Source organism: Flavobacterium aquariorum (assembly GCF_003254745.1).
Classification (GTDB): domain Bacteria; phylum Bacteroidota; class Bacteroidia; order Flavobacteriales; family Flavobacteriaceae; genus Flavobacterium; species Flavobacterium aquariorum.
Genome location: NZ_QKXH01000002.1, coordinates 122,286 through 148,758, shown reverse-complemented (window position 1 = coordinate 148,758; position 26,473 = coordinate 122,286). Strand labels below are relative to the sequence as shown.

The 26,473-nt window shown below is 34.1% G+C and carries 29 protein-coding genes; 6 read left to right on the top strand and 23 right to left on the bottom strand.

What is annotated here, in order from left to right:
• The first annotated feature begins 124 nt into the window (after window positions 1-124).
• Complete coding sequence (locus DOS84_RS03260) at window positions 125-2,401, top strand: M1 family metallopeptidase (RefSeq protein ID WP_111408690.1); 2,277 nt, start codon at window positions 125-127, stop codon at window positions 2,399-2,401.
• A 103-nt stretch (window positions 2,402-2,504) separates the two neighbouring features.
• On the opposite strand, the gene DOS84_RS03255 is transcribed toward DOS84_RS03260, so the two are convergent.
• From DOS84_RS03255 to DOS84_RS03230, 6 genes are all read right to left on the bottom strand, one after another.
• On the bottom strand, window positions 2,505-3,545 hold the full coding sequence (locus tag DOS84_RS03255; RefSeq protein WP_111408689.1) for an agmatine deiminase family protein: 1,041 nt from the start codon (window positions 3,543-3,545) through the stop codon (window positions 2,505-2,507).
• A gap of 2 nt (window positions 3,546-3,547) precedes the next feature.
• Window positions 3,548-4,435: a carbon-nitrogen hydrolase gene (locus DOS84_RS03250; RefSeq protein ID WP_111408688.1), complete on the bottom strand. Its 888-nt coding sequence runs from the start codon at window positions 4,433-4,435 to the stop codon at window positions 3,548-3,550.
• Between the two features lie 189 nt (window positions 4,436-4,624).
• Window positions 4,625-5,278, bottom strand: a complete 654-nt coding sequence (locus tag DOS84_RS03245) for an NADPH-dependent F420 reductase (protein WP_111408687.1) — start codon at window positions 5,276-5,278, stop codon at window positions 4,625-4,627.
• Between the two features lie 130 nt (window positions 5,279-5,408).
• Window positions 5,409-6,017: a GNAT family N-acetyltransferase gene (locus DOS84_RS03240; RefSeq protein ID WP_111408686.1), complete on the bottom strand. Its 609-nt coding sequence runs from the start codon at window positions 6,015-6,017 to the stop codon at window positions 5,409-5,411.
• 39 nt (window positions 6,018-6,056) lie between these two features.
• Complete coding sequence (locus DOS84_RS03235) at window positions 6,057-6,446, bottom strand: VOC family protein (RefSeq protein WP_111408685.1); 390 nt, start codon at window positions 6,444-6,446, stop codon at window positions 6,057-6,059.
• Between the two features lie 98 nt (window positions 6,447-6,544).
• Entirely contained in the window at window positions 6,545-7,159 is a 615-nt protein-coding gene (locus tag DOS84_RS03230; protein WP_111408684.1) for a DUF2306 domain-containing protein, read from the bottom strand.
• Between the two features lie 354 nt (window positions 7,160-7,513).
• Between DOS84_RS03230 and DOS84_RS03225 the strand changes: the two genes are divergently transcribed.
• A complete protein-coding gene (locus tag DOS84_RS03225; RefSeq protein ID WP_111408683.1) occupies window positions 7,514-8,539 on the top strand; it encodes an LLM class flavin-dependent oxidoreductase in 1,026 nt (341 codons plus the stop codon).
• A 135-nt stretch (window positions 8,540-8,674) separates the two neighbouring features.
• Here DOS84_RS03225 and DOS84_RS03220 read toward each other — a convergent pair whose 3' ends face one another.
• The 5 genes from DOS84_RS03220 to DOS84_RS03200 all read right to left on the bottom strand — a co-directional run bounded on the left by DOS84_RS03220 (window position 8,675) and on the right by DOS84_RS03200 (window position 12,222).
• Window positions 8,675-9,523, bottom strand: a complete 849-nt coding sequence (locus DOS84_RS03220; RefSeq protein ID WP_111408682.1) for a L,D-transpeptidase — start codon at window positions 9,521-9,523, stop codon at window positions 8,675-8,677.
• A 163-nt stretch (window positions 9,524-9,686) separates the two neighbouring features.
• Window positions 9,687-10,343: an NADPH-dependent F420 reductase gene (locus DOS84_RS03215; protein WP_111408681.1), complete on the bottom strand. Its 657-nt coding sequence runs from the start codon at window positions 10,341-10,343 to the stop codon at window positions 9,687-9,689.
• A gap of 90 nt (window positions 10,344-10,433) precedes the next feature.
• A complete protein-coding gene (locus tag DOS84_RS03210; RefSeq protein ID WP_124020616.1) occupies window positions 10,434-11,339 on the bottom strand; it encodes a helix-turn-helix domain-containing protein in 906 nt (301 codons plus the stop codon).
• Window positions 11,340-11,490: 151 nt separating this feature from the next.
• Complete coding sequence (locus DOS84_RS03205; protein ID WP_111408679.1) at window positions 11,491-11,694, bottom strand: helix-turn-helix domain-containing protein; 204 nt, start codon at window positions 11,692-11,694, stop codon at window positions 11,491-11,493.
• A 3-nt stretch (window positions 11,695-11,697) separates the two neighbouring features.
• Complete coding sequence (locus tag DOS84_RS03200) at window positions 11,698-12,222, bottom strand: DUF2975 domain-containing protein (RefSeq protein WP_165830390.1); 525 nt, start codon at window positions 12,220-12,222, stop codon at window positions 11,698-11,700.
• A 332-nt stretch (window positions 12,223-12,554) separates the two neighbouring features.
• On the opposite strand from DOS84_RS03200, the gene DOS84_RS03195 reads away from it, so the two are divergent.
• Window positions 12,555-14,315, top strand: a complete 1,761-nt coding sequence (locus DOS84_RS03195; protein WP_111408677.1) for an ABC transporter ATP-binding protein — start codon at window positions 12,555-12,557, stop codon at window positions 14,313-14,315.
• 23 nt (window positions 14,316-14,338) lie between these two features.
• Here DOS84_RS03195 and DOS84_RS19050 read toward each other — a convergent pair whose 3' ends face one another.
• The 3 genes from DOS84_RS19050 to DOS84_RS03180 all read right to left on the bottom strand — a co-directional run bounded on the left by DOS84_RS19050 (window position 14,339) and on the right by DOS84_RS03180 (window position 16,738).
• The gene (locus DOS84_RS19050; RefSeq protein ID WP_165830389.1) at window positions 14,339-14,509 is read right to left on the bottom strand and encodes a hypothetical protein; all 171 of its coding nucleotides are present in this window, start codon (window positions 14,507-14,509) and stop codon (window positions 14,339-14,341) included.
• Window positions 14,510-14,544: 35 nt separating this feature from the next.
• Entirely contained in the window at window positions 14,545-15,414 is an 870-nt protein-coding gene (locus DOS84_RS03190; RefSeq protein WP_111408676.1) for a DUF808 domain-containing protein, read from the bottom strand.
• Window positions 15,415-15,697: 283 nt separating this feature from the next.
• Window positions 15,698-16,738, bottom strand: a complete 1,041-nt coding sequence (locus DOS84_RS03180; protein WP_111408674.1) for a GMP reductase — start codon at window positions 16,736-16,738, stop codon at window positions 15,698-15,700.
• Window positions 16,739-16,975: 237 nt separating this feature from the next.
• On the opposite strand from DOS84_RS03180, the gene DOS84_RS03175 reads away from it, so the two are divergent.
• Complete coding sequence (locus DOS84_RS03175) at window positions 16,976-17,320, top strand: hypothetical protein (protein ID WP_111408673.1); 345 nt, start codon at window positions 16,976-16,978, stop codon at window positions 17,318-17,320.
• Between the two features lie 125 nt (window positions 17,321-17,445).
• Here DOS84_RS03175 and DOS84_RS03170 read toward each other — a convergent pair whose 3' ends face one another.
• The 7 genes from DOS84_RS03170 to DOS84_RS03140 all read right to left on the bottom strand — a co-directional run bounded on the left by DOS84_RS03170 (window position 17,446) and on the right by DOS84_RS03140 (window position 21,536).
• Window positions 17,446-17,940 carry a DUF4199 domain-containing protein gene (locus tag DOS84_RS03170; protein ID WP_111408672.1) on the bottom strand — a complete coding sequence of 165 codons (495 nt, stop codon included), beginning with the start codon at window positions 17,938-17,940 and terminating at the stop codon, window positions 17,446-17,448.
• 125 nt (window positions 17,941-18,065) lie between these two features.
• Window positions 18,066-18,740, bottom strand: a complete 675-nt coding sequence (locus tag DOS84_RS03165; RefSeq protein WP_111408671.1) for an HAD family hydrolase — start codon at window positions 18,738-18,740, stop codon at window positions 18,066-18,068.
• A 164-nt stretch (window positions 18,741-18,904) separates the two neighbouring features.
• Window positions 18,905-19,126, bottom strand: coding sequence for a hypothetical protein (locus DOS84_RS03160; protein WP_124020615.1), 222 nt, complete (start codon window positions 19,124-19,126; stop codon window positions 18,905-18,907).
• Window positions 19,127-19,420: 294 nt separating this feature from the next.
• On the bottom strand, window positions 19,421-19,804 hold the full coding sequence (locus tag DOS84_RS03155) for a hypothetical protein (protein ID WP_111408669.1): 384 nt from the start codon (window positions 19,802-19,804) through the stop codon (window positions 19,421-19,423).
• Window positions 19,805-19,917: 113 nt separating this feature from the next.
• Window positions 19,918-20,271, bottom strand: coding sequence for a hypothetical protein (locus DOS84_RS03150; RefSeq protein WP_111408668.1), 354 nt, complete (start codon window positions 20,269-20,271; stop codon window positions 19,918-19,920).
• An 18-nt stretch (window positions 20,272-20,289) separates the two neighbouring features.
• Window positions 20,290-20,574: a YtxH domain-containing protein gene (locus DOS84_RS03145; RefSeq protein WP_111408667.1), complete on the bottom strand. Its 285-nt coding sequence runs from the start codon at window positions 20,572-20,574 to the stop codon at window positions 20,290-20,292.
• Window positions 20,575-20,936: 362 nt separating this feature from the next.
• Window positions 20,937-21,536 carry a nitroreductase family protein gene (locus tag DOS84_RS03140; protein WP_111409059.1) on the bottom strand — a complete coding sequence of 200 codons (600 nt, stop codon included), beginning with the start codon at window positions 21,534-21,536 and terminating at the stop codon, window positions 20,937-20,939.
• 371 nt (window positions 21,537-21,907) lie between these two features.
• On the opposite strand from DOS84_RS03140, the gene DOS84_RS03135 reads away from it, so the two are divergent.
• Together DOS84_RS03135 and DOS84_RS03130 are read left to right on the top strand one after the other, a co-directional pair.
• Window positions 21,908-22,393 carry a hypothetical protein gene (locus DOS84_RS03135; protein WP_111408666.1) on the top strand — a complete coding sequence of 162 codons (486 nt, stop codon included), beginning with the start codon at window positions 21,908-21,910 and terminating at the stop codon, window positions 22,391-22,393.
• Window positions 22,394-22,410: 17 nt separating this feature from the next.
• Window positions 22,411-22,725 (top strand): type VI secretion protein, encoded by a 315-nt coding sequence (locus tag DOS84_RS03130; protein WP_111408665.1) that lies wholly within the window; start codon window positions 22,411-22,413, stop codon window positions 22,723-22,725.
• 312 nt (window positions 22,726-23,037) lie between these two features.
• Here DOS84_RS03130 and DOS84_RS03125 read toward each other — a convergent pair whose 3' ends face one another.
• Entirely contained in the window at window positions 23,038-25,527 is a 2,490-nt protein-coding gene (locus DOS84_RS03125) for a DEAD/DEAH box helicase (RefSeq protein WP_111408664.1), read from the bottom strand.
• A complete protein-coding gene (locus DOS84_RS03120) occupies window positions 25,527-26,309 on the bottom strand; it encodes a hypothetical protein (RefSeq protein WP_111408663.1) in 783 nt (260 codons plus the stop codon). Before DOS84_RS03120 ends, DOS84_RS03125 begins: the two co-directional genes overlap by 1 nt.
• Window positions 26,310-26,473 lie beyond the last annotated feature (164 nt).

The following is a 26,473-nucleotide window of genomic DNA, read 5'->3' as shown; positions in this document are numbered from 1 at the left end:
TTCCATTAATTTGTTTTAGAAACACAAATTTTATGAAATAAGCATAAAGAAAATAGTTTCAAATATCGATTACAGGTATGCTAATTATAATACCCCCAAATAAAAATCAATAAAAAATAAACTTATGAGAAATAATTGTATTAGAGTCTTGTTTCAACTGACTTTATTAATTGTGTTTAGTACTTCATGGAGTCAGGATGCTCCTCCAACTAGCACATCTATTACCAAACCAGTTTCAAAGTATGATTATCATGATGCCTTTGGGCCATTTTTTTATGTAAATAATGGTACATCAACTAGGTCTGCAAGCGGTGAGCCGGGACATGAATACTGGCAAAATAGGGCAGACTATAAATTGACTGCCAAGCTGAATGAAAAAACCAATGAAATTGTTGGAACAGGTATCGTTACCTATACAAACAACAGTTATGATAAAATGTCTTTTGTATGGATGAATTTGGATCAAAATCTATTCAAATCTGATTCCAGAGGAAATGCGCTTATTCCATTAACTGGTAGTCGTAACGGCGCTAGAGGAGAAGTTTTTGACGGAGGCCACAAAATTAAATCGGTTAAAATTGTAACCACTTCCAAAGGTGGTAAATCTATAGAAAAAGAGGCAAAATATATCGTCACTGACACTAGAATGCAAGTTTTTTTAACAGACGATTTGAAAGCGAAAGGTGGAGTTGTGAAAATAAAAGTTGATTTCTCTTTCATTTCACCAAAAGAAGGTTCGGATAGAACGGGAGTCTTGGAAACCAAAAACGGTAAAATTTTTACTATAGCACAATGGTATCCTCGTATGTGTGTTTATGATGATTTGAGAGGCTGGAATACCAATCCTTATCTAGGCGCTTCTGAGTTTTATTTGGAGTACGGTGACTTTGATGTAAATATTACCGTACCTTCTAACCACGTTGTAGTTTGTTCAGGAGAGTTGTTGAATTCATCTGCAGTTTATTCTGCTGAAGAACAAAAAAGAATTTCCCAAGCCAAACAAAGTGAAAATACAGTGATGATCCGCACTGCTGAAGAAGTGGCAGCCAATGCGTCAAAAGGAGCAGTTACTTCTGAAAAAACATGGCATTTTAAAATCAAAAACGCTCGTGATCTTTCTTGGGCATCTTCACCGGCATTTATATTGGATGGAGCCAGAATTAATTTGCCAAGTGGACAAAAATCTTTAGCCCTATCAGCTTATCCTGTTGAAAGTGCAGGAAAAGAAGCTTGGGGACGTGCAACAGAATATACTAAAACTTCAATTGAGAATTATTCCAAAAGATGGTTTGAATATCCGTACCCTGTTGCGACAAACGTAGCTGGAAATGAAGGCGGAATGGAATATCCAGGTATTGTGTTTTGTGGATGGGAATCCAAAGGAGAGGATTTATGGGGAGTTACGGATCATGAATTTGGTCATGGTTGGTTTCCAATGATTGTAGGTTCGAATGAACGTTTGTTTGGCTGGATGGATGAAGGATTCAATACTTTTATCAATTCAATTAGTTCGGTTGATTTTAATAATGGAGAATATAAAAGCAAGATAACTGATCTTCATAAAAATGCGGAATACTTTACAGATCCAAAGAACGAGCCAATAATGAGTTCTCCAGACAATATGAAGGAAAGAAATATTGGTCTTTTGTGCTATTTCAAACCAAGTTCTGGATTGATTGTTTTAAGAGAACAGGTATTGGGGCCAGAACGTTTTGATTTGGCTTTTAGGACTTATGTAGATCGTTGGGCCTTCAAACACCCAGCTCCAGACGATTTTTTCAGAACAATGGAGAATGTGGCGGGTGAAGACCTAAGTTGGTTTTGGAGAGGTTGGTTTGTTAATAACTGGCGTTTGGATCAAGGCGTGAATTCTGTTAAATACGTGAAAAATGATTCAAGTAAAGGAGCTATAATCACTATTGAAAACTTTGAAAAAATGGCCATGCCAGTTGTTTTGGACGTAAAAACTAAAAGTGGAAAAGTAACCCGCATCAAATTACCTGTGGAAATTTGGCAACGCAATACAGACTGGTCTTTCAAGGTTAATACCACTGAAGAAATAGAGAGCGTAGTTATTGATCCTGATCATGCATTTCCGGACGTAAACGAAAGTAATAACACATGGAAATCGGGAAGTGGAACTGTTGAAAAAGATGTCGTTTTGGACGGTTACTTAGGTAAATTTTCTACTAAAGCAGCGCCTTTGAAAATTGAAATTACAGAGAAAAATAGTGTGCTTTTTGCTGAAATTACCAATTACCCAAAATTCTCACTTGAACCAATTGGTAAAGATAAATTTGAATCCAAAGAAGCAGGAGTTACATTTGAGTTTAACGACGCTAAAAACGCATTTGATATGATTATTAGTTCAAATCAAAAACTGCCTTTTACGAGAGATTAAAAAGGCTTGTCATACAACAAAAAAAAGACTTGTAGGTTTCTACAAGTCTTTTTTTTGTTAATATAACTTCAATGAGTTTAAGTTTCTTTTATTCTGATAATTTTTACTCCGGAATTTGTTGACTCAAGCAATGCAACGTTCCAAATCCCCAAATGAAATCAATGGCACTAATTCCTATAATTTCTCTATCAGGGAAACATTCTGCCAAAATATTTAGGGCAACTCTATCATTTACATCATTAAAAGTAGGAACCAAAACGCAATTGTTTAAAATTAAGAAATTGGCATAGCTGGCAGGCAAACGTAATCCTTCAAAATCAATTCTTTTTGGCATTGGTAAGGCTACTACGATTGGAGCTTTACCGTTTTCAAGTTTGGCATTTTGAAGTCTTTTCAGATTGTCTTGCAGTGGTTTGTAGTTGTTGTCGTTAGGGTCTAATTCGACTATTGTCACAATAGTGTCTTCGTTTACAAATCGGCATAAATCATCGATATGCCCGTGTGTATCATCGCCTTCAATCCCGTCACCCAACCAGATAACGTTGGTAATTCCCAGGTATTCCTTGAAAACTGCTTCGTAATCTTCTTTTGTAAAACCTGGATTTCGAACCTGGATATCGGGATGCATCAAGCATTCTTCTGAGGTTAATAAAGTACCACGTCCATTCACATCAATAGCGCCTCCTTCCACAATTACGGGTTTTCCTTTGTATATCACCTGAGTAACAGGGATATTTAGAAATTCACCTACTTTGGAAGGAACGTGTTTGTCTAAATTGATGTTTTTATATTTTGCCCAACCATTAAAATTAAAATTTAAAGCCTCTCTTTTTGTGCCATTTTTTATAATAATCGGTCCGGAATCACGCATCCAGCTACGATTGGTTTTATGAATAATGAAAGAGACATTGTTTATTTTAACATGAGCTGTTTCGAGCATTTCGGCTACTTTTTCTTTTTGATTTTCATCTGCAACGACTAAAAATACTTGCTCATAAGTAGCAACTTTCTTGATAAACTCAACAAATGCCCATTGTACGGCTTCGTATTTGCCCGGCCAATCTTTACCGTTATGTGGAAAACACAATAAAATACCTTGTTGCTTTTCCCATTCTGCGGGGAAACGTCTGTTGTTTGCGCTCATGATTAGTCGATTGCTCTTTTGGTAATATCTCCGAAGGCATCGATTCTTCTGTCTCTAAAGAAAGGCCAGTTCTGGCGTACATTTTCTTGTAAATCCAAATCTACTTCTGCAATCAGAATTTCTTCTTTATCATGTGAGGCTTGCGCCAAAATTTCACCTTGTGGCCCCGCAATAAACGATGATCCCCAAAACTGAATTCCCGCAGTTCCTTCAATATATTGTTCCAAACCAATTCTGTTGGCGGCAGCTACATACACACCATTGGCAACGGCATGACCTTTCATTACGTTCATCCACGCACCGTGTTGGTTTTCTCCGTATTGTTCTTTTTCAAGTGGATGCCAACCAATTGCAGTTGGGTAAAATAGCACATCGGCGCCTTGTAAGGCCGTCAATCGAGCTGCTTCTGGATACCATTGGTCCCAACAAATTAAAGTTCCTATTTTTCCTTTTTCGGTTGGAAAGGCCTTGAAACCTAAATCACCTGGTGTAAAATAGAATTTTTCATAGAAATGTGGATCGTCCGGAATATGCATTTTGCGGTACAATCCTGCTTCCGATCCATCGGTATTGATGATATAAGCACTGTTGTGGTAAATTCCTGCCATTCTTTTTTCGAAGAAAGGAACAATAATAACCACTCCCAATTCTTTTGCCAATGCACTAAAAGCAATAAACGAAGTGCTGTATAATGGTTCTGCCAAAGCAAAATTGTCAACATCTTCGCTTTGGCAAAAATAATGACTACTGTATAACTCAGGGAGCGAAATCACCTCAGCTCCTTGATTTGCGGCATCACGCACCCAACTCAAACATTTTTTTAGATTGTTTTCGGCAACATCGTTGAGATTCAATTGGATCACCGCTATTTTATATTTCTTCTTTGACATGGTAAAAAAATTAGACTGCAAAAATAGTTATTTTTTAAAAGAGTAGCGGTAATGGTTTTTAGATTTTTTTTAAAGTTCAATCGGTTGTAGTTTTGCATAAATAGTAAAGAAAAATGCCTCCAAAAAGGTCATGGCTTTTTGGAGGCATTTCAAATGTGTTTTAGTATCCGAGTATAAACAGTTGAAGCATTAATTGACAACTTTAAAACTAAAAGTCCCTATAGTTGTCCCCCAGATTCTTAGCCATAACAGTACTAGACTTTCGGTTCCTCTGGAAGCTGTGATGTCACCTAAATCTAGGATTGAGCCTTCTTTCCATCCTATTTCATGGAGTAATTTTTTTACTGTATTTTTGGCTTCTTCATCATTACCGCATATAAAATTGGTATGATCTCCCTCTTTTAGCATTGTCGGAACCACCATCAGAGTACTCCACATCGTATTAAGCGTTTTTACTACTTTGGTATTCGGAAAGGCTTTTTGGATTTCTTCTCCCAATGAATTAGTATTACAAAGTTCAGGAATTAAGCTCAATGGTGCTCCTTTGCTTGTATCGGTAGGGATGGAAATATCGATGATGATTTTGTTTTCAAGACCTTTTCCGGCTGATTTTAATGCTGTCATCGCAAATTCACCTTTAACACAATTGAAGATGATTTCTCCAAAAGTTGCTGCTTCTTCAAAAGTACCATTACTCGCATTTTTTTCAAATTTATTAACAAATTCGATTGCTTTTTCATTGGTATTGCTACGGGAGCCTATCATTACCTGATGACCTAACTCAATCAATTTGGTGGCTATTGTTGTGCCAACGGCTCCAGTTCCTAAAATTGCTATTTTCATTATACTCTATTTTGGGTTATTGAATTATAAAGTTAAAAAAATAATGTAAACAGGCAACGGAAATGGTAAGTTTATCAGCTTGTTAAGACTTGAAGTATTCAGATTAACATTTAGTTTGATAACCGGAATTTTAGCGATCGGCTTTTATCTCAATTTGTTTTTTAATACTTAGTTTTACATTTTCCCAATCATCATCCAGAATACTATAAAAAGCAGTGTTTCTAGGTACTCCATTCGGTTCTGTTTTATCTTTTCTCAAAATTCCTTCAAATTGTCCACCAATTTTTTCGATTGCTTTGCGGGAACGTAAATTATTGTCTTTTGCCCTAAATTGAACTCTGTTGATTTTTAAAGTTTCGAAGCAGTAGTTGAGTAATAATAATTTGCATTCCAGATTTACGGTTGTTCCCCAATATTCTTTCATTATCCAAGTAACGCCTATTTCTAATTTTTTGTCATTAGGATATATTTCAAGAAATCGTGTGGTTCCAATAATTTTATTGGAGTGTTTGTGAACGATAACGAAAGGATATGCTGTTCCTTTTTCTCTGTCATTTATTGCATTGTTGAAATTGGGGTAAAATATTTCTTCAACTGAATAGTTTACAGATGTCAGTTCCCATATTTCTTTATTGGCTGCGGCAAGAAATAGATTTTCTAAATGTTCTTTCTCTAAAGGGAGCAGTTCTATTTCGTCTCCTTTTAATAGTACAGGATGATTAATCCAATTGTTGTTCATAATTCTATATTTTTTTAAGCTTATGGTTAGTGGAAGGTATTACATTCCTGGCCAATACAAAATATTGTATTTATGACCATCTGGATCAGCAAAGCCAAAAGTATAACCTTTTTCATAATCTTGTGCCTCGGCGAAGATTGTTCCGTCCGCCGATTTAACTTTTTCGACCCAATTGTTTACTTCTTCTTTACTGTCTGCAGAAAGGGAAAATATTACTTCGTTCTCTTCTGGAAGAGCAATATTGCCATTTACGTCTTTTTTTAGTCTTTGTTCCGTAAAGAAATTGACAACAAACTTGTTTTGTCCAAAGAAAAAACTGGTTCCTTCATCCATTTTCCCATTTGGTTCAAAACCTAATGCTGTATAAAATTGGGTCGTTCTTTCCAGATCACTTGAGGCTAAGTTTGCCCATATAAATTTCGGTTCCATGACTTTTATTGTTTTAAAAAGATGTGTTAAAGTTATGAAAAACTCTATTCTAAGAATCAAAAGTTGCTTTTTTTTCAGTAGGAAGTGACAGTGGCCGTTTATTTTTTTTGCGAAGCAAATCGTCTTGTTATTAGACTAGCAACAATTAAGTTTGGAATCCAACATAGCCAAGCTACAATAACGTAGGCCTTTACAAAATCACCATAAATAAATGTCAGAAGTGGAAGCCATATTCTTAATGTTACGGCAGCAAAACAAGCAGCATAGCTATAAATCATCATCTTTTGATGTTGTTCAATTTGTTTATTCTTGATGTATAAATAAGCCTTTAAAGTTGTGTAAAACCATACAATACCTAAACAAATAAAGCCTAAGAAACTGATAAGTCCTCCAGTTGCATAAAAGCTAATATAAATACCTGCTATTGAACTAAAAATAACTGAAACTAGATAAATTTTACCAATTCGCTTATGTAAAGTAAGATTCCATATTCTGATTTTTGAACTGAATTGTGTCCATCCAATGAGCAAAGCAATTCCTCCCAAAATTATATGAGTATAAAAACCTATGTTCCAAAAAGAGTTTGTCAATAACTCAGTGGATTTTGAACTTAATAACCCGAATTTCCTGTCTATCATAAAATAAAGAGTTGGGTAGAGTCCAATTATAATTGCTAATGAAACTAATAAAATCCATAATCCTTTTTTTGCCATAGTACTGTTCTGTTTAAATTGCCACTAACTATATAATTGAGAAACTTTATGTTGTGATTGTAGTAAATATATGTATTTAATTTGAAACTAAAATCTTAGTAATCATACTTCGGCATCAATTCAATTGGAAAACTAAATACCTCACCTAGCCCCGATAGAAGCGAAAATCCTTGTGAACCGGGGTTCGGTTTACAAGATTGTAGCGGATAGCGGGACAACTGTTGATGAAAAACCAAATACTTCTGCTCCAAAATAATTGTAAAGGAACTCGGTTTAAATATTATAATTGAATTAACGTTTCGGCATAAATACCCTAAGCGGTAATGATTAAATTTGTACAAACTTATGATGAATATGAAAAACCCAATTCCGATTTCCCTATTAGAGTTAGCGATAATTACGCAAGACAGCGATGCCAGCGAAACCATGCAAAAGACGAAAGAACTGGCGCAACTTGCCGATGGTTTGGGCTATAAACGGTTTTGGTTGGCCGAGCATCATAATATGGCTCACGTTGCGAGTACGGCAACGGTTGTTTTAATCGGTTTTATTGCAAGCCAGACCAAGAATATTCGAGTTGGATCGGGTGGAATTATGTTACCAAATCATTCGCCATTGATTATTGCCGAGCAGTTTGGGACATTGGGTATTTTGTATCCGGACCGAATCGACCTTGGTTTGGGAAGAGCTCCCGGAACCGATTCTCTGACGGCACAAGCCATAAGACCTGATTTTTTTGAGGAATCACAGCGGTTTCCTAAGAATGTATCGGCATTGCAGGACTATTTTTCGGAAGCGAACGCTACTGCCAAAGTGCGGGCTTTTCCAGCCGAAGGGACAAATGTTCCTATTTGGATTTTGGGTTCGAGTATGGACAGCGCCACATTGGCGGCAGCCTATGGATTGCCGTATGCTTTTGCGGGACATTTTGCGCCAAGACTGATGATTCAGGCTTTTGAGTTTTATCGGGATAATTTTAAGCCTTCCGCATATTTGGATAAACCAAAATCGATGGCTTGTGTCAATGTTATTGCCGCCGATACGGATAGTGAAGCCGAAGTTTTATCGACCAGTTTGTATCAAATGTTTCAGAATTTAGTTCAAAACACGAGAAAACCGCTGCAGCCTCCTGTAGATTCCTTGACCAATTTGATGAATGATATGAGCGAAGAAGCTCGTTTTCATGTTAACCAAATGACGGCCGGTTCTTTTATAGGCAGCAGAGAAACATTGACTAAAGAATTAAAAGAATTTATCAGGCATTCTCGAGTTGATGAATTGATGATCACTAGTCCGATTTTTAGTCATCAGGATAAATTGAAGAGTTTGAAGATAACTAAGGAAGTTATTGATGGGATAAATGAGACTGTATTGATATAGTTTCATGCTAAGATTTTACTGAATCAGTCTCTCGCAAAGGCCTGAAGGCACAAAGAAGAGGAGTTTTTTAACTTTGCGCTTTTGCAAGAAATAAAGCATTTTTAGCTTTCTGCAATCTGCGGACTGCAATCTTTTTCACTCCTTGCTTGCGGTATTTTCTCTTTTTTTCTGTTCGGATAAAATACTGTTTAAGTAGGGTTTCGTTGTGTTTTCTATTTCGGCTACTGAAATGTTCAAGACTTTAGGATTTTGAACCAATTGCAGCCAGGGTTTTGGGGCGTCAAAATTGTATTTGCCAAAAACGATCACGGGAGTTCCTTTCACGAGTACATTTTCATCATCCTTTAATATCCATTGGTCCGCCCAAGTATAAAGGTATTTGGCGTCTTTTTCTTGCAGTCGCAAACAAGAATGCGAAGCTGGATATCCCGGCAATTCATATTGATGCCAACCGACGCCTAATTTATTGGCAATATTAAAATTCCAACGCAAATCCCACTCATCATTAAACGTGCTTGTGGTTTTTTCGGCTTTCCAATTGGTATAAAAAAGTCCAATGGGAGTGGGATCTTTTTTTCGCCCCATATTGGTGGGACCGGTATAAATCAAGTCACCATTTTCATAAGCGGCGAAAGTTTGTGTAGGATATGAAAAGAAGATCACTTTATTGATGTCTTTTAGATAGGGAACTGCAATTGGAAACGGAAGATAAAATTCTATATCACCAGTTAAATCCTCAGGAATAATGATTGAATCCATTTTACCTAAATTAGCTTTGTCTGTGCGGTTAACGGCGAGAACGATTCGGATTTGTGCGTTATCCGAAGTCTTTGCGAGCCATTCTTTTGTGTTTTCGAAATGAAACGAAATTTTTTTGGGATGTTTTCGAATTATTGTTTTTTTGGATACCAAAATCTCCTGATTCTGTTGTTTACACGAACAGAAAAAAACAAGGAGGATTGCTATAAAGGCTGCTTTTTGCATAACTAATTTCTTTGTTGTAAAAATGACAATTTGATCAAAACGAAGTGTTATATAATAACGGGAATTTGTTGTGTTATTATTGTATTAGGGTGATGAAAAGGCTATTAAAAACAAAAAAACTCCAGCTTTCGATGGAGTTCTCTATTGTTGAAAGTTTTTTTAATTAGCTGATAATTTTAAAGTTGAAAGCACCGTTGTTAGTTGCTCCCCAAACTCTTAGCCAAATTGGTAAAGTAGCTTCAGTTCCTCGAGCATTGGTGATGTCGCCTAGGTCTAAGATATTTTCATTTTTCCAACCAAAGTCATTCAAGAGTGTTTTTACGGTGGCTTTGGCTTCGGCATCGTTTCCACTAATGTAATTGATATGGTCACCATTTCCAATCATTGCTGGATTTACCATAAGGCCACACCACATAGTATTTAGTGTTTTTACCACTCTTGTTCTTGGGAAGTTTTTTTGGATTTCCTCTCCCAGTGAATTGGTGTTAGACAAAGCAGGAATCAAACATGGAGGCATACCTTGACTAAAATCTAGAGGATTTGCAATATCAACAATGATTTTGCCATCAATTCCGTTTCCTGCGAGTTTTAATACATCTATAGAAATTTCACCTTTGGTGCAGTTAAAAATAATTTCGCCAAAGTTAGCTGCATCGGCAAAAGTTCCTGCACTGGCAATTTTTCCGTTGCTGTTTGCAAATTCAACCGCTTTTTCGTTGGTGGCTGTTCGCGAACCTATCATTACTTCATGTCCTAATTCCACTAATTTTGAACCTATGGTTGTACCTACCATTCCTGTTCCTAAAACTGCTATTTTCATCTTGTAAATTTTATTTGGTTATTTGATAATGCAAATATAGAACGGTAATGATGGAAGCTAATAGTCCAAAAATGGGTGTAAATATTCCATTTAGGATTGACTGGATTTCTTATACTCCAAAGGGGACAAAAGAGTGTGTTTCTTGAAAAATTTTCCAAAATTGGCAGGGTCCGAAAAGTTGAGTTGGTAGGCAATTTGAGCCATATCATTATCAGTATAATGGATTAAGGATTTGGCTTCAGCCAAAATTCGTTCGTTGATTAAGCTTAATGCATTTTGTCCAGAGACATTTTTTATGGTTTTTGACAAATGATTGGCCGTTACATGAAGGAGTAGGGCGTAGTCTTCAACTGTTCTTTTTTCTATATAAAATTTATTCAGGAGTCGCATAAAGTTTTTATAGAGTAATTGTTGGGGGGTGTTGAAACTGGTTTCCCATTGATCATAGGCATTAGTGAATTCTTTGAGTTGAAATAATAATGCCAGAAAACGATAAATGGACAATTGGTGTTTTTGATTAGGGGATTTGTCGTAAGCCTCAAAAACATATTCGAAATGCGGTGCAAATTCCTTGAACTTGTTACTGTCTATTTTGAAAAAATTGGTTTTCAATATGTCGAAAAAAGGAAACTCTTTATCGAAATGGGGCTTATAGAAATCGAATAATTCTTTTTTAAAATAAATTAAATATCCTTGTGCGTTGTTGTCCCTGTGAAAACTATAGATTTGGTTTGGCGATTGGAAGACCAAGAAACTATCCAGTTGTTCTTCTTTGGTGGTGTCGTAAATTATCTTTGTGTTTTCGGAATTGGTAATCAGACTGATAAAATAAAAGTTTTTCTTAAACAAGGGCTTATAATATTGTATAGTATCGTCATTAGGTTTTAATCGCAGGCAATAAAAAAGTGGATTTTGAGTCCTGTTGTGTAAAGATACCGATGCTAAAAAGTCATTGATTTCGCCGTAAAAAGGAATTTCTAAAGTTTCTTTTTTCATTTTTTCAGGTGATAGTTCTTGAATTGGAATATTGTTATTGTAAATATAGCACAAAAAAAATACTAGCTTTTAACTGATGTTTTAATGATTGAATAGGAGACAGATTGTATATAACAAGAATAATATTTATGCTGCTGGGAATGTAAAAGAGTTATTCCTTATATTCCAGCAAATCACCTGGTTTGCAGTCCAGAGCTTTGCAGATTGCTTCGAGTGTGCTAAAGCGTATGGCTTTAGCTTTTCCTGTTTTTAAGATAGAAAGATTGGACAAGGTCAAATTTACCTTTTCTGAAAGTTCGTTTAATGACATTTTCCTTTTTGCCATCATGACGTCAAGGTTTACTACTATAGGCATAATTTAGATAGTTAGTTCGTTTTCGGATTGTAATTCTATTCCTTTTTTAAAAATCTGGGCTATAATGAATATCACTCCTGCCAGAAAGATGAACTCTCCCGAAATCCAATTCTCGGGTATCGGAAAACTTTTTTGGCGTAACCATTCCTGATAGGCATTGGCAAGCATGGCAACAACCCAAGTACCAAGTATCACATGGCTGACTTTTTCGATTAATAGGGCTATGCTCATGGTGAAAGGGTGTTCAAGATTGATTTTTGACAAAATTAGTATCACCAAATAGGCTGTGTATGCTTTTAGCCCCAATATAGTAATCGTCAAGAATACTGTGACGGAATATTTCCAAATATCCAGTTGTCTAAGTGAAAATAGATCTAGTCCCATATACAGATTTTTGGCTCCGTCAGGATTGAAAATGCTAATCGAATAGGAAATAATAATGGCTCCCGTATGGATTAACAAACCAATGAATACAATCCATGTTAAGACATTCATTGCTGTCAAAATGCTTTCTGTTTTTGTTTTCATAATCTTCTTAATTAAAAAATAATAGTCAAATATAGATAAATATTTATTGATAAACAATAAATATTTATCTATTATATTTATTTTAACTTTGAAGATACAAGTGCTGATCATGAGATTTATTATTGGACAATTGACACTAATAATTTTTGCATGTTATAGCAATTGTATTTATTGTTTTTACAAATAAGCTTTCTGGTATAATGCCGATATAACAAAATAATGGAACAATTCATCGAGTTATATATTTTGTATAATCGGTATTATTATTGGAGTTAATTTTAATTTTTTGAAGCCAATAGTTGTAGTTTTGTATTTTAATTTTAGAAAAACACATGAAAATATTATATACCTACATCAAAGAACACAAGTCCCTGTTATTTTTAGCTTTATTTTTAGCGGCTATCAACCAATGTTTTTCCCTATGTGACTCCATTATTATTGGTAAATTATTGAATCAATGCGGTGTTGGAGTTGCTGGGTTTCATCACAATTTTGCTCTTTTCACCAAAGCCGTTTTGGGCTGGTTGGCACTGTCTTTAGGAGCCGCCATGATGTCAAGAATTGCTAAAAATTTTCAGGATTATTTCACCAATATCATTATTCAGAGAACAGGTGCAAAAATGTACACTGACGGTATTCAAAAGGCGCTTGAGTTGCCATTTCAAGATTTTGAGGACCAACGAAGCGGTGAAACACTCGGAAAGCTTCAGAAGGTAAAAATAGATTGTGAAAAGTTCATCACTTTGTCCATTTCCCTAATTTTTCAAACGCTTATTGGGATTGTATTTGTGATGGCTTATGCGATTAATATCCATTGGCTGTTGGGGCCTATCTTTTTGGCAACCGTTCCCGTTATTGCTTTTATCAGTTCATTTTTAGGAACAAGAATCAAAAAAGTGTCCAAGGAAATTCTTGGCGAAACAACCGCTTTGGCAGGTGCTACCACCGAATCGCTACGTAATATTGAATTAGTGAAAAGTTTGGGTTTGACGGAGCAGGAAGTGAATCGTCTCAACAGTACCACGATAAAAATATTGGGACTGGAGTTGAAGAAAGTTAGATTTATCCGTTCATTGAGTTTTATACAGGGAACTACGGTTCATTTTATGAGAACTGGATTGGTTTTTGCGTTATACATGTTTATTTTTCAAGGAATCATCAAGCCGGGAGATTTGATCACGCTAATGTTTTTCTCCTTCTTTTTGTTTAATCCGCTGCAGGAACTTGGGAATGTTATAGCAACTTATAACGAAACAAAAGCCTCGATGGATAATTTTGGTGATTTGATGAATGCCAAAAGCGAAGAAAGACCTTTGTTTCCAAAAACGATTGGTTTTATTAATAATTTGAGATTTTCAAATATTTCGTTCAAGCACCAAACAGCAACTTCTTACGCTGTCAAAGACATTTCTTTTGAGGCCAAAGCCGGGGAAACAATTGCTTTTGTCGGTCCTTCGGGAAGCGGTAAAACGACATTGGTCAAAATGCTGGTTGGATTATACACTCCAGAAGAAGGTGCTATTTTTTATAATGAAAAAAATGCCAGAGAAATAGACTTAACCGAGTTGCGTCAACAATTGGGTTTTGTGACTCAAGATGCTCAACTGTTTTCAGGAACCATAAAAGACAATTTACTGTTCGTAAAACCCAATGCAACCGATGAAGAGATAAATGATGTTTTGCAAAAATCGGCCTGTCAAAATTTATTGTCTCGTGCCGAAAAAGGCTTGGACACGACTATCGGTGAAGGCGGTATTAAAGTCTCGGGAGGAGAAAAACAACGATTGTCGATTGCAAGAGCGTTATTGAGAAACCCAAGATTACTGTTATTTGATGAAGCGACTTCGGCTCTGGACTCCATCACCGAAGAGGAGATTACGCAAACCATTCGAAGCATCTCTTCCAAGCAAGACCAAATTACGGTATTGATTGCCCATCGTTTGTCCACGATTATGCACGCAGACAGAATTTATGTATTGGAACAGGGATCCATTATCGAACAAGGAAAGCACCAAGATTTATTGAATGAAAAAGGGTTGTATTATGCAATGTGGAGACAACAAATAGGCGAGAGAAAAATAGTGGAAGTATAAAATAAAAAAGCCAAACCCAATAATTAGCGCTTATTGGGTTTGGCTTTTTTATTTACCATTTCCTCCAGGAGTTTCTCGGGAATTGGTCTGCATTTGCAATTTTTTTCGTGTTCCAAATGCCATGCGACTCTTTGTTCGAAAGTTGGATTTTTGGGCATTCTGTGTTCCAAATGCCATTCTCGATTTATTTTCATATCTAATATGACTTTATCGGTTAAAAATGTTTTCCTTACTTCTTCCCAAATACCTTTTTGAATACGTTTACAATTCCTAAAACCACCAAGCCGATTGTAAGTCCGATGATAAATTCTTTTAAGAAGGAAGGCAATTGAGGTAATATATGATGCAAGAAATCAATATTATGGACAAATATACCTCCAGCTACTAAAATCAAAGCTATAGTGCCAATTACTGCTAAACTTTTAATTACTTTTGGCAAGGCCTGTACCAGTAAATTTCCAATAATTTTTGACGGGCTGTTTTCTTTGGTACTCATTCCAATAAGTTTGAAACCCAGTTCATCCATTCTTACAATAATCGCTACAATGCCGTAAACACCAACGGTGGCCAATATGGCAATAAATGAGACAACCACAATCTGAGATGTTAGCGTTTCCTCAATTACGGTTCCAAGCGCAATAATTACAATCTCTACCGATAAAATAAAATCAGTTATTATCGCGGATTTTATTTTGTCTTTTTCAAATGCCAGAATTTCGGTTTCTGTATAATCTTGGATTGTTGTTTCTACAATTGAATGTTTATGTGGGAAGAAGTATTCGTATATTTTTTCGGCGCCCTCATACGCCAAAAAAAGACCTCCAAGCACCAAAATTATTATAATTGCCAAAGGAAAAAAAGCACTCAGCAGAAAGGCGATAGGCAAAATAATCAATTTATTGATAAAAGAACCTTTTGCGATTGCCCATAATACGGGAAGTTCCCTTGATGAGACAAATCCAGAGGCTTTTTCGGCGTTAACTGCCAAATCATCTCCTAAAATACCTGCCGTTTTTTTTGCTGCAATTTTGCTCATTACTGCAACATCATCCATAAGTGCTGCGATATCATCCAATAGTGCGAAAAAACCTGATGCCATTATAATTTGGTTTAAAAAGTGAATTGATTTTGGTATTGTTTTGTCAAAAATTGAGTCAATACGTTTTGATTATTTATGCGAAACTACTACTTTTTGGTTGAATTTATTTATGAAATCGGTGTTTTGAAATACTATATTTCTGGTTTAGCCCCGATGGAAGTGAAAATCCTCCCGATTTTTCTTCGGGAGATTGAAGCGGACAGCGGGAGTACAGCTGTCGTAAAAAACCATTGTCGTGCTACTAAAAAAAACACCAGCCATTTGAATAGTGCTTTTATTATGATTACCTGTTGAAAATAACATTCTCTTGTTCCATAACCCTTATAAACGTGGTCCTTTTGGTCAATTCTTTCAATTTGGAAGCGCCTACATACGTACAAGTACTTCTAATGCCGCCAAGAATATCTTTTAAGGTATTAATGACATCCCCTTTGAACGGAACCTGAACTGTTTTTCCTTCGCTGGCTCTGTATTCGGCAACACCGCCAACGTGTTTGTTCATGGCCGTCTCCGAACTCATTCCGTAGAATTTTTTGAATTTTTCACCTCCGATTTCAACCATTTCGCCACCGCTTTCGTTGTGTCCGGCAAGCATACCGCCAAGCATTACAAAATCGGCACCGGCACCGAAGGCTTTGGCAACATCGCCTGGCGTGGCACATCCGCCATCGCTGATGATATGTCCTCCCAAACCATGTGCGGCATCAGCACACTCAATTATGGCGGAAAGTTGGGGATAGCCAACACCTGTTTTTACTCTTGTGGTACATACTGATCCTGGGCCGATTCCCACTTTTACGATATCGGCACCGGCCAATAGCAATTCTTCGACCATTTCGCCAGTGACTACATTGCCTGCAATAATTACTTTGTCCGGATATTGCTCACGTGCTTTTTTTAGGAAACTAACGAAATGCTCGGAATAGCCGTTGGCAACATCAATGCAAATGAATTTTAATTGCGGACTCTGCTCAAATATTTCGCCTATTTTCTTGAAATCATTTTTCCCGGTTCCTGAGCTCACCGCGATATAATCCTCAATATTCTCGGGTGCATTTTTTATAAATTCATTCCATTCTTCCAAAGAATAATGTTTGTGGATGGCCGTGAAAAGGTTTTCTTTGGCCAGTGCCAATGCCATTTCAAAAGTTCCCACTGTATCCATGTTGGCTCCCATGATAGGAACTCCTGACCAAGCGATAGAACTGTGCAAAAACTTGTATTCCCTCTCTAGAGAAACCTGTGATCGGCTCTTCAAAGTAGAGCGTTTGGGCCTGATCATTACATCTTTAAATCCTAATTTAAGTTCGGTTTCTATTCTCATGATACTATAAATATGGTTACTTAACAAATGTATCGATTTAATAAAAAAAAGAGATGTAAATAAGAGTTAAAAATGTGTAGTTTTTGGTAATTATTTAGCTTCAAAAAAGGTTTTTTTAGATTTTGCATCGGATATTTTAATAACATATTACTTTCCAGTACTTGTTTGAAGTCGAATTTTAATTGTTGATTTTAACAAAAGAAGCATTTTAAAATTAGATAACTTAAAAACTTGTAAATGAATATGAAATTAGGAAATATATTCCGATTCGTTTTATTGATAACTGTAGTGGTTTCAACTTTTGTATCTTGCAGTAGCGACGAAAGTAAAAATACAGTAGATGGGGGAGCCGATACTGTGAAAGAAGGGATGTGGAAGGTTAGTTATTTTTACGATTCAGGAAAAGATAAAACTGTAAATTATACAGGATATAATTTTGTTTTTGAAGGCAATAACGTATTGAATGCTTCCAAAGAAATCAATACCTATACCGGATGGTGTTTTGTAGCCAAAAGCACTAGCGATGATGATCTTTTCAGTACGATTTTTAAAATTTCCATGAGTCCAGTTGATATTTTTTAGGACTTGAATGGGATTGGAAAGTAATGGATAACACCGGTAGTTCTTTGATGTTGAAAGATGACAGTAAGGATGAAATTGCCATTGATTATCTGACTTTTGAAAAAATAGTACAATAAAAAAACAGCTTATTTTTTCTTTAAAATTAATCCTGCAATTAAAGAAATTACAATTCCAATTGGAAAAATTTCCATATAAGTGAGTAAGACCACCATTACGGGGCTTTTATACCATTCCTTCATTTGGTTTATTTCGGTGGTTTTGGCTGCTAGACCTTCGGGTTTGGCGTTTTTTAAGACCATTTCACCATATCTATCCATAAAATCAGGAAAAAAATTATTATAAATAAACAGCCAGACCAATACGTAAATGGTTGCGATGACAAATGAAATTCCCAATCCTGTTAGGAATGCACTTCCAAAAGTGATTGTGCCATTATTGATTTCGCGTTGTTCTCTGATACCCAATATGAGGAAGGTAAAAGCCAAAAGCATACTGATAAAACTTATAATTGCATTGGGCTCTTCTCCCGGATTGGCTTTCATATAAAATACCATCGAAGCCATAACAATTGCAGCAATCATGCCTCCTAAAATTCCATTTTTTAAGATGTTATTGACCATAATTATAATTTTTTGGATTGAATATCAAAGATATAGAAAAATTTGTTTTATTATTTTTCGTTTTTTGAATACCAATTCCTGGTCAAAGTTTGATGTGAGTTGAGTTTTTGGGAGGAACCGAATAGCTATGTCAATATTTTAACGCCTTCGGCCTGCAAAACTTTAATTAAATCCAGTGGATGGTTTAATATATATTTTGCTCCATTTGCAGTTAACTCTTCTTCTGGTCGATATCCCCATGAAACCCCCACCGCAAACATATTGGCATTGGCAGCCGTTTGCATATCAATACCAGAATCTCCCACAAAAATAAGTTCTTCGGTTTTTAATCCTAGACTTTTGCTTATTTCTATGGCTTCAGAGGGATTTGGTTTTTTTAGTGATTCAATACTCAAACCCACTATTGGGTTAAAATAGTTTGGGAATAAGGCAGTCGTGATTTTCTTGGTAAGTTCATCCGATTTATTGGAGAATACGCTTAGCTTGATATTGTGTGAAATTAAGTGATCCAATAATTCGATAATCCCGTCGTAAGGTTTTGTTTTATTGGTACAATTATCACGATATTCTTCAATCATCAATTGGTAACAATGATCGATATGCTTTTCATCATTATGTGTTTCTGGCAATGATTTGCTCACCAGATTGCGAAGGCCGCTCCCAATGAAATATTGATACGCATCATAATCATGAGTAGGGTAGTTGCGACCTTGAAGAACACTGTTCATAGCATCTGCAATATCTTCAAGTGAATTCACCAGTGTTCCGTCTAAATCAAAAATAACTCCTTTGAACTTCATTTTTTACTCTTTAATCAATCGAAAAGATAGCCTTTTCGATTGTTGTATTGTGCCAAAGGTAGGAATATTGTTTTTTAAACGTTTGTGGATTTTATAAATTATAGTTATTTGCCTTTTGCAATGGTTCTCCGACGCATATGTTGATTTGCTTTTGTAGGAAACAATTATCGGATATCGAAAGGATTTTGATTGTTGACTTTTACTGGTTCCTCAGCGTGTTTGACAAAATCAGCAGACTTGCGAGAGCTAGTGGTAACCCATTTTAAATACTCTCCTAAAAAAACTATAAAGCCAACGACCAAATCATATTGCAAAGCAAAAAATTCTATAACCAAATCATATATTGTTGCAAAAAAATCAATAAAGAAGTGTAAAGTTGATTTCATAAGTATAGTTGTTTTATTCCTTTTGTTTTTAAATTCTTTGAAAGACAAACTGTTACTGTTTTTTAGCTTGTATTTGGTTCTCAAAATCTGTTATAAAATTAGTTAAACTTTATTAAAATATCGATAAAATACGTTTATTTTATTTAAAAGTAAGAAAATAACATTATTTTAAGAGATGATATAAATCTGAAGAATATCTACTAAAAAACTACACTTTTATAATTTAGTATTGGAATCACAGAGCTGGTTTATTGATAAAAGAAAATCTAATTTGTTGTCTGCAAAATAATTTGCTTAGCTTTTATTTTTATGCAAAAAATGACTCAAAAGATTGCTTCCAATGTTTTTGATACTATCGGAATGCTTAGCAACCACATTGGTCATAGCAAATTGGAGTATGGTTCCTAACATATTTTTGACAGGACTTTGTGAATTGATTCCAAAAAATTTTTTGGAAATAAATCCTGTACCTAAGCCAATGATATTTCCAACAAAATCATTTTTTATTTCGGGCGAAGCGGTTACTTCGTGAAATAGGCTTTTGATCAAGTTAACAGGTTTTAAACTTTCATAGGCAAGATCAAATTGCTCTTTTAGGGCTTTCAATTCAGAATCATGCTTCTGTTCCTGAAGAACTATCAATTCATTTAATGAATCTGTTTCGTTTCTCATTTTCATATGTAGATATTTATTGTTTTTTATCGGTCATATGTAATTGCTTCACCTGTTCGCTTTCGCTCGGGTTGCATATATAAAGCGATGTTTGTGACCAATTTACGTTAATGCTCATTTCATACCATTTTTTCTTTAAGCAATTGTTTAATAATAGAATTGCTAACGGGATATTTTAGCCATTGCTTACGAAATAGATGAAGAAGAATTGCCATGAAGACATAGAAAGCACCTACTATAAAAAATCCGTAAGAGGCATCACCAAGCAGTTTTCCTAACCATATTGACACGCCAATGCTTATAATTAAAACTGAGAATACAACCGTCATAATCACTGCAAGTCGTGCAACGAGAGTTGAAGCTACGTCGGCGGATTTGTCAATGGCATTTAGCTTAAACAACCTTAAGGTTGTTTTGCTGTAATCTTCTGCCCGCTCAAAAAGCATTGCTATGGGAGTTGCATCGTCAGTCATAATTTATTTTATTTCGAATTAATATTTTGAAGCGCTGTGATTGGTATCAAATTTTGCTTCATCAAATTCTGCTTTCGCATCATCTGCTAACCCTTTAGCAAATTCTTTTGCGTTCTGAAGTTTATCTGTGATTGAACCTGAAAACTCGTTAAGTTTTGATTTCAAATCGTCAGCATAATCATTTCCTTTATCCAAAATTTGTTTTCGGGTTACCGAACCTTTTTCGGGAGCAAATAGAATTCCTAAAATTCCGCCTACGGCAAGTCCCGCTACTGTTCCTAATATTACTTTACCTGTACTCATAACTGTTTTGTTTTAGATTGTTTATATTTTTTTGTTGAATAGAATTTAAATTTTTAACTACACTGCCCCAAAAGCATCCAGATAATTATAAAAACTAAAATTGTACCGAAGCATCCGCCTCCTAGTTTTTTTGCTCCATAACCTGCCAATAGACCTCTGAATATATTGTTCATAATGTTTTGTTTTTAAATTAATTTCAACTTTGTAAAGGTCAGAGTATAGGTTAAAGATTGTATTATAATACTTTTTAGAAAAGTTATATTATTTACGGGTTATTCTTTAAAATGGCATAAATTAAAAAAGCAACTCGTAATGGAGTTGCTTTCTTGTTTTTTTTTGGATTGTAGTTATTCAGCTTGTATTTAAATGCTTTCAATTACATTTTCTAGTGATCTTCTGGATTTTGGCATAACTTCAATTCGGTTAAAATCATCTTCCGAAGCGTAACCTACAGCCATTGCAAACAGCGGCTTGTAAGCCGTCATATTGAGGATAGCCGCATATTTATCCGCTTCAATACCCTCCATAGGTGACGAATCCAGACCTAATGCAACACTGGCTGTCAAACCAACTCCCAAGGCTATATAAACTTGCTTGGCTAGCCAAACTTTCAGGTCGGCTTCTGGGGTACTAGCTCTTATTTGATTGTACCAATCTCTTCTGGCTTCCGGCAACTCGTTGTCAACCACTTTTTGAAAAGCATCCAAATCATCCGCTACGCTAAATACAATCAATAGTTTGGCTTGATTTACTTTTTCGGTATTATGCTTTGAAACCGAAGCTAATTTTGTCTTCATTTCTGGATCTTGCACAAATGTAAATTTCCAAGGTTGAATGTTTATGGAAGAAGGAGTGAGGCGTAAAATTTCTTTCAAGGCATCAATTTTTTCTTGCGGAATCGCTTTATCAGAGTTGTATTTCTTTGCTGTATATCTTTTTTGTATTAATTCTAAAATATCCATAGTTCTATTTTTTTGATGTTTTATAGCATTCATTATAAAGACAAAGTTAAGCAATAATGGTTTGTACAATTTGACGGTAAGCTATGTTCTATTGTTATTATTTAGGAGCAGAAAGTTTTGGCTCTTTTATCGGTATTGGTCCCGCTTTCCGCTTCAATCTTGTGAGCCGAACCCCGGCTCACAAGGATTTCCACTTCTATCGGGGCTAAAAGGAGGTATTTTGCTTTTTTGTCATCATTCCAAAAAAAGCAGTAGTAATCGAATTTAGATTATTTATAGGAAAAGTTATACGTTAAATTATTGTTAATAATTTAAAAGTAAGAATAAGTTTATTTAAATTCATTTTTTATTAACCAAACTATAACTTTTTTATGTCAAAATTAATTGCGGCCATCGCGCCACCAGCAGTGCTGACTGCTTTCACAACAGCCGTTACGTCGGCATTAACACCATTGAATCCTTTCAAAATCAATTTGACCGATGAGGAAAAAAAAGGAACACGTTCCATGGCGGAAGGAAGAGAAGGGTATGCCCGTTTAATTTCTAGAATTGCCAATCAATTTCCCAATTCATTGAGCCGTGCCGATGTTCCCTCAGAGTTAGCCAATCTTTTGGATTATTACAATAGTCTAGAAGCTAACAAAATTGCACTAATGCAGGCAATGGAAACTATCGAAGAAATTCAGTTGGGTGCTGCAACTGATGTAATGACTTTGGTTGATCGTTACGCTATAAACCTGCAGGTATCTCGAGGAAACGAAGGTTCTCTCGATCTTGCCATGGGAGAAGTAGATCAATGGAACAAGCGTTTTGCACACAAAACAGAACCTGCAACTGAAATCCCTGCTGATTTATAGTTATATGATTTGATTGTATGTTTAAAAGCCAACCTATTTTTAGGCTGGCTTTTTTTGTGGTTAGTTCTCCAGTAGTTTTGATAGGATCTCCTATGATTTTGGTAGGAGAACCAACAGTTTTGATAGGAGCTCCTTCTGTTTTAGTAGGAGGACCTACGGTTTTGATAGGAGCTCCTATAGTTTTGGTAGGAGGACCTACGGTTTTAGTAGGAGGACCTACGGTTTTGATAGGAGCTCCTATAGTTTTTGTAGGAAGACCTACTATTTTGATCGGAGTTCCTATACTTTTGATAGGTGCACTTATGCTGAAAGGATTTTTAGATAATTCGTAATCTAGTTATTTATTTCTCTGCTATCGCGAGCGTCCCGCTCGTGCCGATTTCAAATTTATAATTGTTTGTTTATGCTAGTGTTCACGAGCGGGACGCTCGCGCTAGCGGGGGTGCCTATAGTTTTGATAAGTGTTGTATTGTTTGCTCCGATAGCGCGGATTTGCAATCCGTGCTTGTAAAGTGATTCGATAATGATAGTATAAAGAATGCTTTAATAAATAGAGAATAGTAAGTTGGACTTGACGATAGGAATGGGCACGGATTGCAAATCCGCGCTATCGGGCAATATATCCGTGCCATCGGAGCTAGTATTTAATTTATAAATCTTTCAATTTCAAATCTTTGAAAGTCATTTAAAGATTTTAAGTATTCTTTAAATAATAGATTAACTTTTATGTTATTATTTTTATCAAGTTCAATGTTTTTTAATTGATTATCAAGATCAAGTTTACTTACAAGACTAACATTCATTCCAAATTTTGTGAATTTTATTTTGTTTTTTTCAGTCGTTCCATAAACATATAGATTATAGATATCTTCAGATATTAAGTCATAATCATAAAGAAATACAATAAATTTATTCAGTGTGAAACTAATAAAATTATCTTCCATTTTTAACTTAACAATTGCCAAATTAATCAATTCATTCTCTTTCTCAACTGTTCTTAAGTCAATATAGACTTTAGATCCTTTAGGACTATTTATTTGATCATATACTTCTCTACCATAAGCAGTTCCAAAATAAAACATTCTTTCTTTTTTTATTGGAGATTTTGCTTTTTCAATAAAATATCTTAATAAATCCTCTATATTTTCTTTTAAAGATCTCTTTTGATTTACTGTTATATAAAATTTATAATGATTTCTAGTTTCTTTATATTCAAACCTTTTAAATTCATTATCTGAAATTATATCTAAATTATCTTCAATAAAAATTGAATATATTTTTTCTAATATTTCAATATCTTCCCACTGATTTTTTAAGTCTAATTTGAGTAATATCATTTTTGTCAATTCATCTATTTCACATTTGTATAGATTGATAATTCCAGATTCTATTAAATATTGTTTTAATTTTTCAAATTTATTTTCAGGTATAGTATTTAAAAATCTTTCCTGTTCTTGGATTTTTCTTTTTGATTCTCTTAACCGTTCCTGCTCATTAGAATCTTTATTTTTAATGCTTTCTATATCATAATTTAAGAGAAGAGGATTCTTGACTTCATCTTTAAAAACACTAGATCTTAATGATTTAATTATTGGAAGCATATTACTAATTTTGTTTTCGGTTGAGTTATACTCTTTGGTATTTATAAAATGGATTTTTGGTAGTAATTTGTATAACTTATCTTTGTTATCCTTAAATATTTCATTTAAACGATTTACTCTTCCTATTAAATTGGTTAATCCTTTTCCTCCTAATCCATAAGTATTAAATATGAATAGTGTGTCTATTGGCATGTTTATTCCTTCAAGAATAACAGAATTAGCCACTAAATACTTTATTTCATCTAACTCTTTATATTTTTTTTCTAAATATTCTTTAATTAAATCAGGCATTTGGCCATGGATATATAAAAGACCATATTCTAAATAATCTATAACATAGAAATCTTTATGTACTTCCTTTTTTAGGATATCAATAATTATTTTGATATTGACTAAATCAGTCGTTTTTTCTAAATTTTTACAAAAGTCTTTAGCTATTTCCTCTACTTTTATTGGCCTTGCGTGATAAATGAAATTTTTTTCTCCTGAATTAGAAATAAGATATTTAAAATAATTTGTAATATTATCTGTTAGAAAACCTTCAAAATTATTATTTATAAAAAACCTATTATGTTTTATAACATCGCCATTTAACTTATATTCGAATAGTTCAGGTTCTTTTATGTTGAAATTAATTCTGTAGTTTTTAATGTTTTGATTCTCATAGATTTTTATATTTTCGACATCTTCAATTAAAGGAGATAAGTATATGACTTTATGATTTGAGTTTAAATTTTTATTTAATGATATTAATCTTGATAATAATACACTTCTATTGCTTTTGTCTTTAACACTCTCTAAAATTTTGTGTGCCTCATCAATTATCAAAACATCATAAAATATTTTTTTTTGTTTTTTTAATAACCTCAATGCTCTTTCTTGAGTGAAAATTGCAATAAAGGATTTTTCTTTCTCATACATTTCATCATGAAAAAGTAATTTGTAATTTAAATTAGCTCCTTTAATCATCTTGTATGTTTGCATCAATAATGATTTAGTAGGTACTATTATTGCTATCCTTTCCTTGTTTTCAAGTCTTTTAATGTAATCAATAATTATTGAACTTTTACCAAATGAGGTTGGTGCTAAATAACTTTTTTCATTTGTTTGGTCTTCTAAAAATAAATTTTTATTCTTATTTTGCTCTAGTGTTTCGTAATACTTCTCGTCTATATTCTGAAAATTATCAAGCCCAATCTGAATTAATTCATCATTTATTCCAGTTGTTTCAAGTAAATTATTTTCTAAAATTATTTTTGTAATGGGGTAAAAACCAAAATTTGTTGAGAAATCATAAAGAGGTTTGTAGTCTTTATAAAAAACGGAGTACTTTAAAATTAAAAAATATGCAAAATCCGCAAAACTTTTATATCTTTTATCATTTTCATACTCTTTTAGAAACAGTAAAGCACAAGCTAAAACATATGATTTTTCATTTGTATCAAGAATTTTATCACTTGTTAATTTTTCAATAACATTCCTAAAATTATTGTTTTTGAAAGCTGCTGTAAATTGTCGATTTGGATTTTGCATTAGCTTTCAAGGTATTTTCTAAAATTACTCAAAGACTTTTTATTTATACAAATTACTCTAATGTTTTTATAATTAAAGTCATCTATTGCTTTTATAACTTCATCTTCAAAATTATTGCATCTATTGTCCCATTCATTATTATAAATCATTGTTGATGCTGGAATAATATTAAAATCTTTAATGTTTTCAAATTTTCCGCGTGTATAATTAATATCAAGTTCATTCAATTTATCTGAAATACTCTTTTTTGAGTTAACCATTATGGAATGGTTATAAGCATTTTCCCAAGGACTATTATTTGTTTTTCCTTCAAGCATTTTTATTAAACCAGAATAAGCTTCATTTATTTTTGTAGCATGTGAATTGCCTTTCGTTTGAATACTTCCAGATTTACTCTCGACAATCCAACAATTTTCTTCCAAACTGTAATAACCATCAAATCCTTTCTTCATAGAACCTTCTTCCAAATTTTTAAATGTAAATTCTTGTACAAAATTTAGACTATTTAAAAAAAGATGTACCATAAATTCGGTAATTGCACCCATTACTATTGTATTATCTGAAACTCCATTAAGCGTTTTCTTTTTGCTATTTAAGAATTTCAATATTTTTAATTTCACAGTTGATATATCTATTTCTCTTGGACCATAACATATTGAAATTAATTTTTCGTCAAGATAATTTTTTAGATTACCATCAATTTCATCAATTTCGATAATATTTAGAGTATTTCCATTTCCTAAATCGTGATTTTTTGTATTGAAAATATTATTAACTATCATTAAATTATTTGTTTAAAGTAATTTTAATAAAGATATTACTTAATGTTTTACGGTTTACCATAAAATTTAAAAGAAAGCATTATTTAAAAACAAGCCATCTCGACTAGCCCCGATGAGAGCAAATATCCTTTTATGCCGGGGTTTGGCATAAAAGATATTGCGGA

Excerpts from the sequence above, each read along its gene's own strand:
- DOS84_RS03260 (WP_111408690.1), top strand. The coding sequence starts at position 125 with ATGAGAAATAATTGTATTAGAGTCTTGTTTCAACTGACTTTATTAATT.
- DOS84_RS03255 (WP_111408689.1), bottom strand. The coding sequence starts at position 3,545 with ATGAGCGCAAACAACAGACGTTTCCCCGCAGAATGGGAAAAGCAACAA.
- DOS84_RS03250 (WP_111408688.1), bottom strand. The coding sequence starts at position 4,435 with ATGTCAAAGAAGAAATATAAAATAGCGGTGATCCAATTGAATCTCAAC.
- DOS84_RS03245 (WP_111408687.1), bottom strand. The coding sequence starts at position 5,278 with ATGAAAATAGCAATTTTAGGAACTGGAGCCGTTGGCACAACAATAGCC.
- DOS84_RS03240 (WP_111408686.1), bottom strand. The coding sequence starts at position 6,017 with ATGAACAACAATTGGATTAATCATCCTGTACTATTAAAAGGAGACGAA.
- DOS84_RS03235 (WP_111408685.1), bottom strand. The coding sequence starts at position 6,446 with ATGGAACCGAAATTTATATGGGCAAACTTAGCCTCAAGTGATCTGGAA.
- DOS84_RS03230 (WP_111408684.1), bottom strand. The coding sequence starts at position 7,159 with ATGGCAAAAAAAGGATTATGGATTTTATTAGTTTCATTAGCAATTATA.
- DOS84_RS03225 (WP_111408683.1), top strand. The coding sequence starts at position 7,514 with ATGAAAAACCCAATTCCGATTTCCCTATTAGAGTTAGCGATAATTACG.
- DOS84_RS03220 (WP_111408682.1), bottom strand. The coding sequence starts at position 9,523 with ATGCAAAAAGCAGCCTTTATAGCAATCCTCCTTGTTTTTTTCTGTTCG.
- DOS84_RS03215 (WP_111408681.1), bottom strand. The coding sequence starts at position 10,343 with ATGAAAATAGCAGTTTTAGGAACAGGAATGGTAGGTACAACCATAGGT.
- DOS84_RS03210 (WP_124020616.1), bottom strand. The coding sequence starts at position 11,339 with ATGAAAAAAGAAACTTTAGAAATTCCTTTTTACGGCGAAATCAATGAC.
- DOS84_RS03205 (WP_111408679.1), bottom strand. The coding sequence starts at position 11,694 with ATGCCTATAGTAGTAAACCTTGACGTCATGATGGCAAAAAGGAAAATG.
- DOS84_RS03200 (WP_165830390.1), bottom strand. The coding sequence starts at position 12,222 with ATGAAAACAAAAACAGAAAGCATTTTGACAGCAATGAATGTCTTAACA.
- DOS84_RS03195 (WP_111408677.1), top strand. The coding sequence starts at position 12,555 with ATGAAAATATTATATACCTACATCAAAGAACACAAGTCCCTGTTATTT.
- DOS84_RS19050 (WP_165830389.1), bottom strand. The coding sequence starts at position 14,509 with ATGAAAATAAATCGAGAATGGCATTTGGAACACAGAATGCCCAAAAAT.
- DOS84_RS03190 (WP_111408676.1), bottom strand. The coding sequence starts at position 15,414 with ATGGCATCAGGTTTTTTCGCACTATTGGATGATATCGCAGCACTTATG.
- DOS84_RS03180 (WP_111408674.1), bottom strand. The coding sequence starts at position 16,738 with ATGAGAATAGAAACCGAACTTAAATTAGGATTTAAAGATGTAATGATC.
- DOS84_RS03175 (WP_111408673.1), top strand. The coding sequence starts at position 16,976 with ATGAATATGAAATTAGGAAATATATTCCGATTCGTTTTATTGATAACT.
- DOS84_RS03170 (WP_111408672.1), bottom strand. The coding sequence starts at position 17,940 with ATGGTCAATAACATCTTAAAAAATGGAATTTTAGGAGGCATGATTGCT.
- DOS84_RS03165 (WP_111408671.1), bottom strand. The coding sequence starts at position 18,740 with ATGAAGTTCAAAGGAGTTATTTTTGATTTAGACGGAACACTGGTGAAT.
- DOS84_RS03160 (WP_124020615.1), bottom strand. The coding sequence starts at position 19,126 with ATGAAATCAACTTTACACTTCTTTATTGATTTTTTTGCAACAATATAT.
- DOS84_RS03155 (WP_111408669.1), bottom strand. The coding sequence starts at position 19,804 with ATGAAAATGAGAAACGAAACAGATTCATTAAATGAATTGATAGTTCTT.
- DOS84_RS03150 (WP_111408668.1), bottom strand. The coding sequence starts at position 20,271 with ATGACTGACGATGCAACTCCCATAGCAATGCTTTTTGAGCGGGCAGAA.
- DOS84_RS03145 (WP_111408667.1), bottom strand. The coding sequence starts at position 20,574 with ATGAGTACAGGTAAAGTAATATTAGGAACAGTAGCGGGACTTGCCGTA.
- DOS84_RS03140 (WP_111409059.1), bottom strand. The coding sequence starts at position 21,536 with ATGGATATTTTAGAATTAATACAAAAAAGATATACAGCAAAGAAATAC.
- DOS84_RS03135 (WP_111408666.1), top strand. The coding sequence starts at position 21,908 with ATGTCAAAATTAATTGCGGCCATCGCGCCACCAGCAGTGCTGACTGCT.
- DOS84_RS03130 (WP_111408665.1), top strand. The coding sequence starts at position 22,411 with ATGTTTAAAAGCCAACCTATTTTTAGGCTGGCTTTTTTTGTGGTTAGT.
- DOS84_RS03125 (WP_111408664.1), bottom strand. The coding sequence starts at position 25,527 with ATGCAAAATCCAAATCGACAATTTACAGCAGCTTTCAAAAACAATAAT.
- DOS84_RS03120 (WP_111408663.1), bottom strand. The coding sequence starts at position 26,309 with ATGATAGTTAATAATATTTTCAATACAAAAAATCACGATTTAGGAAAT.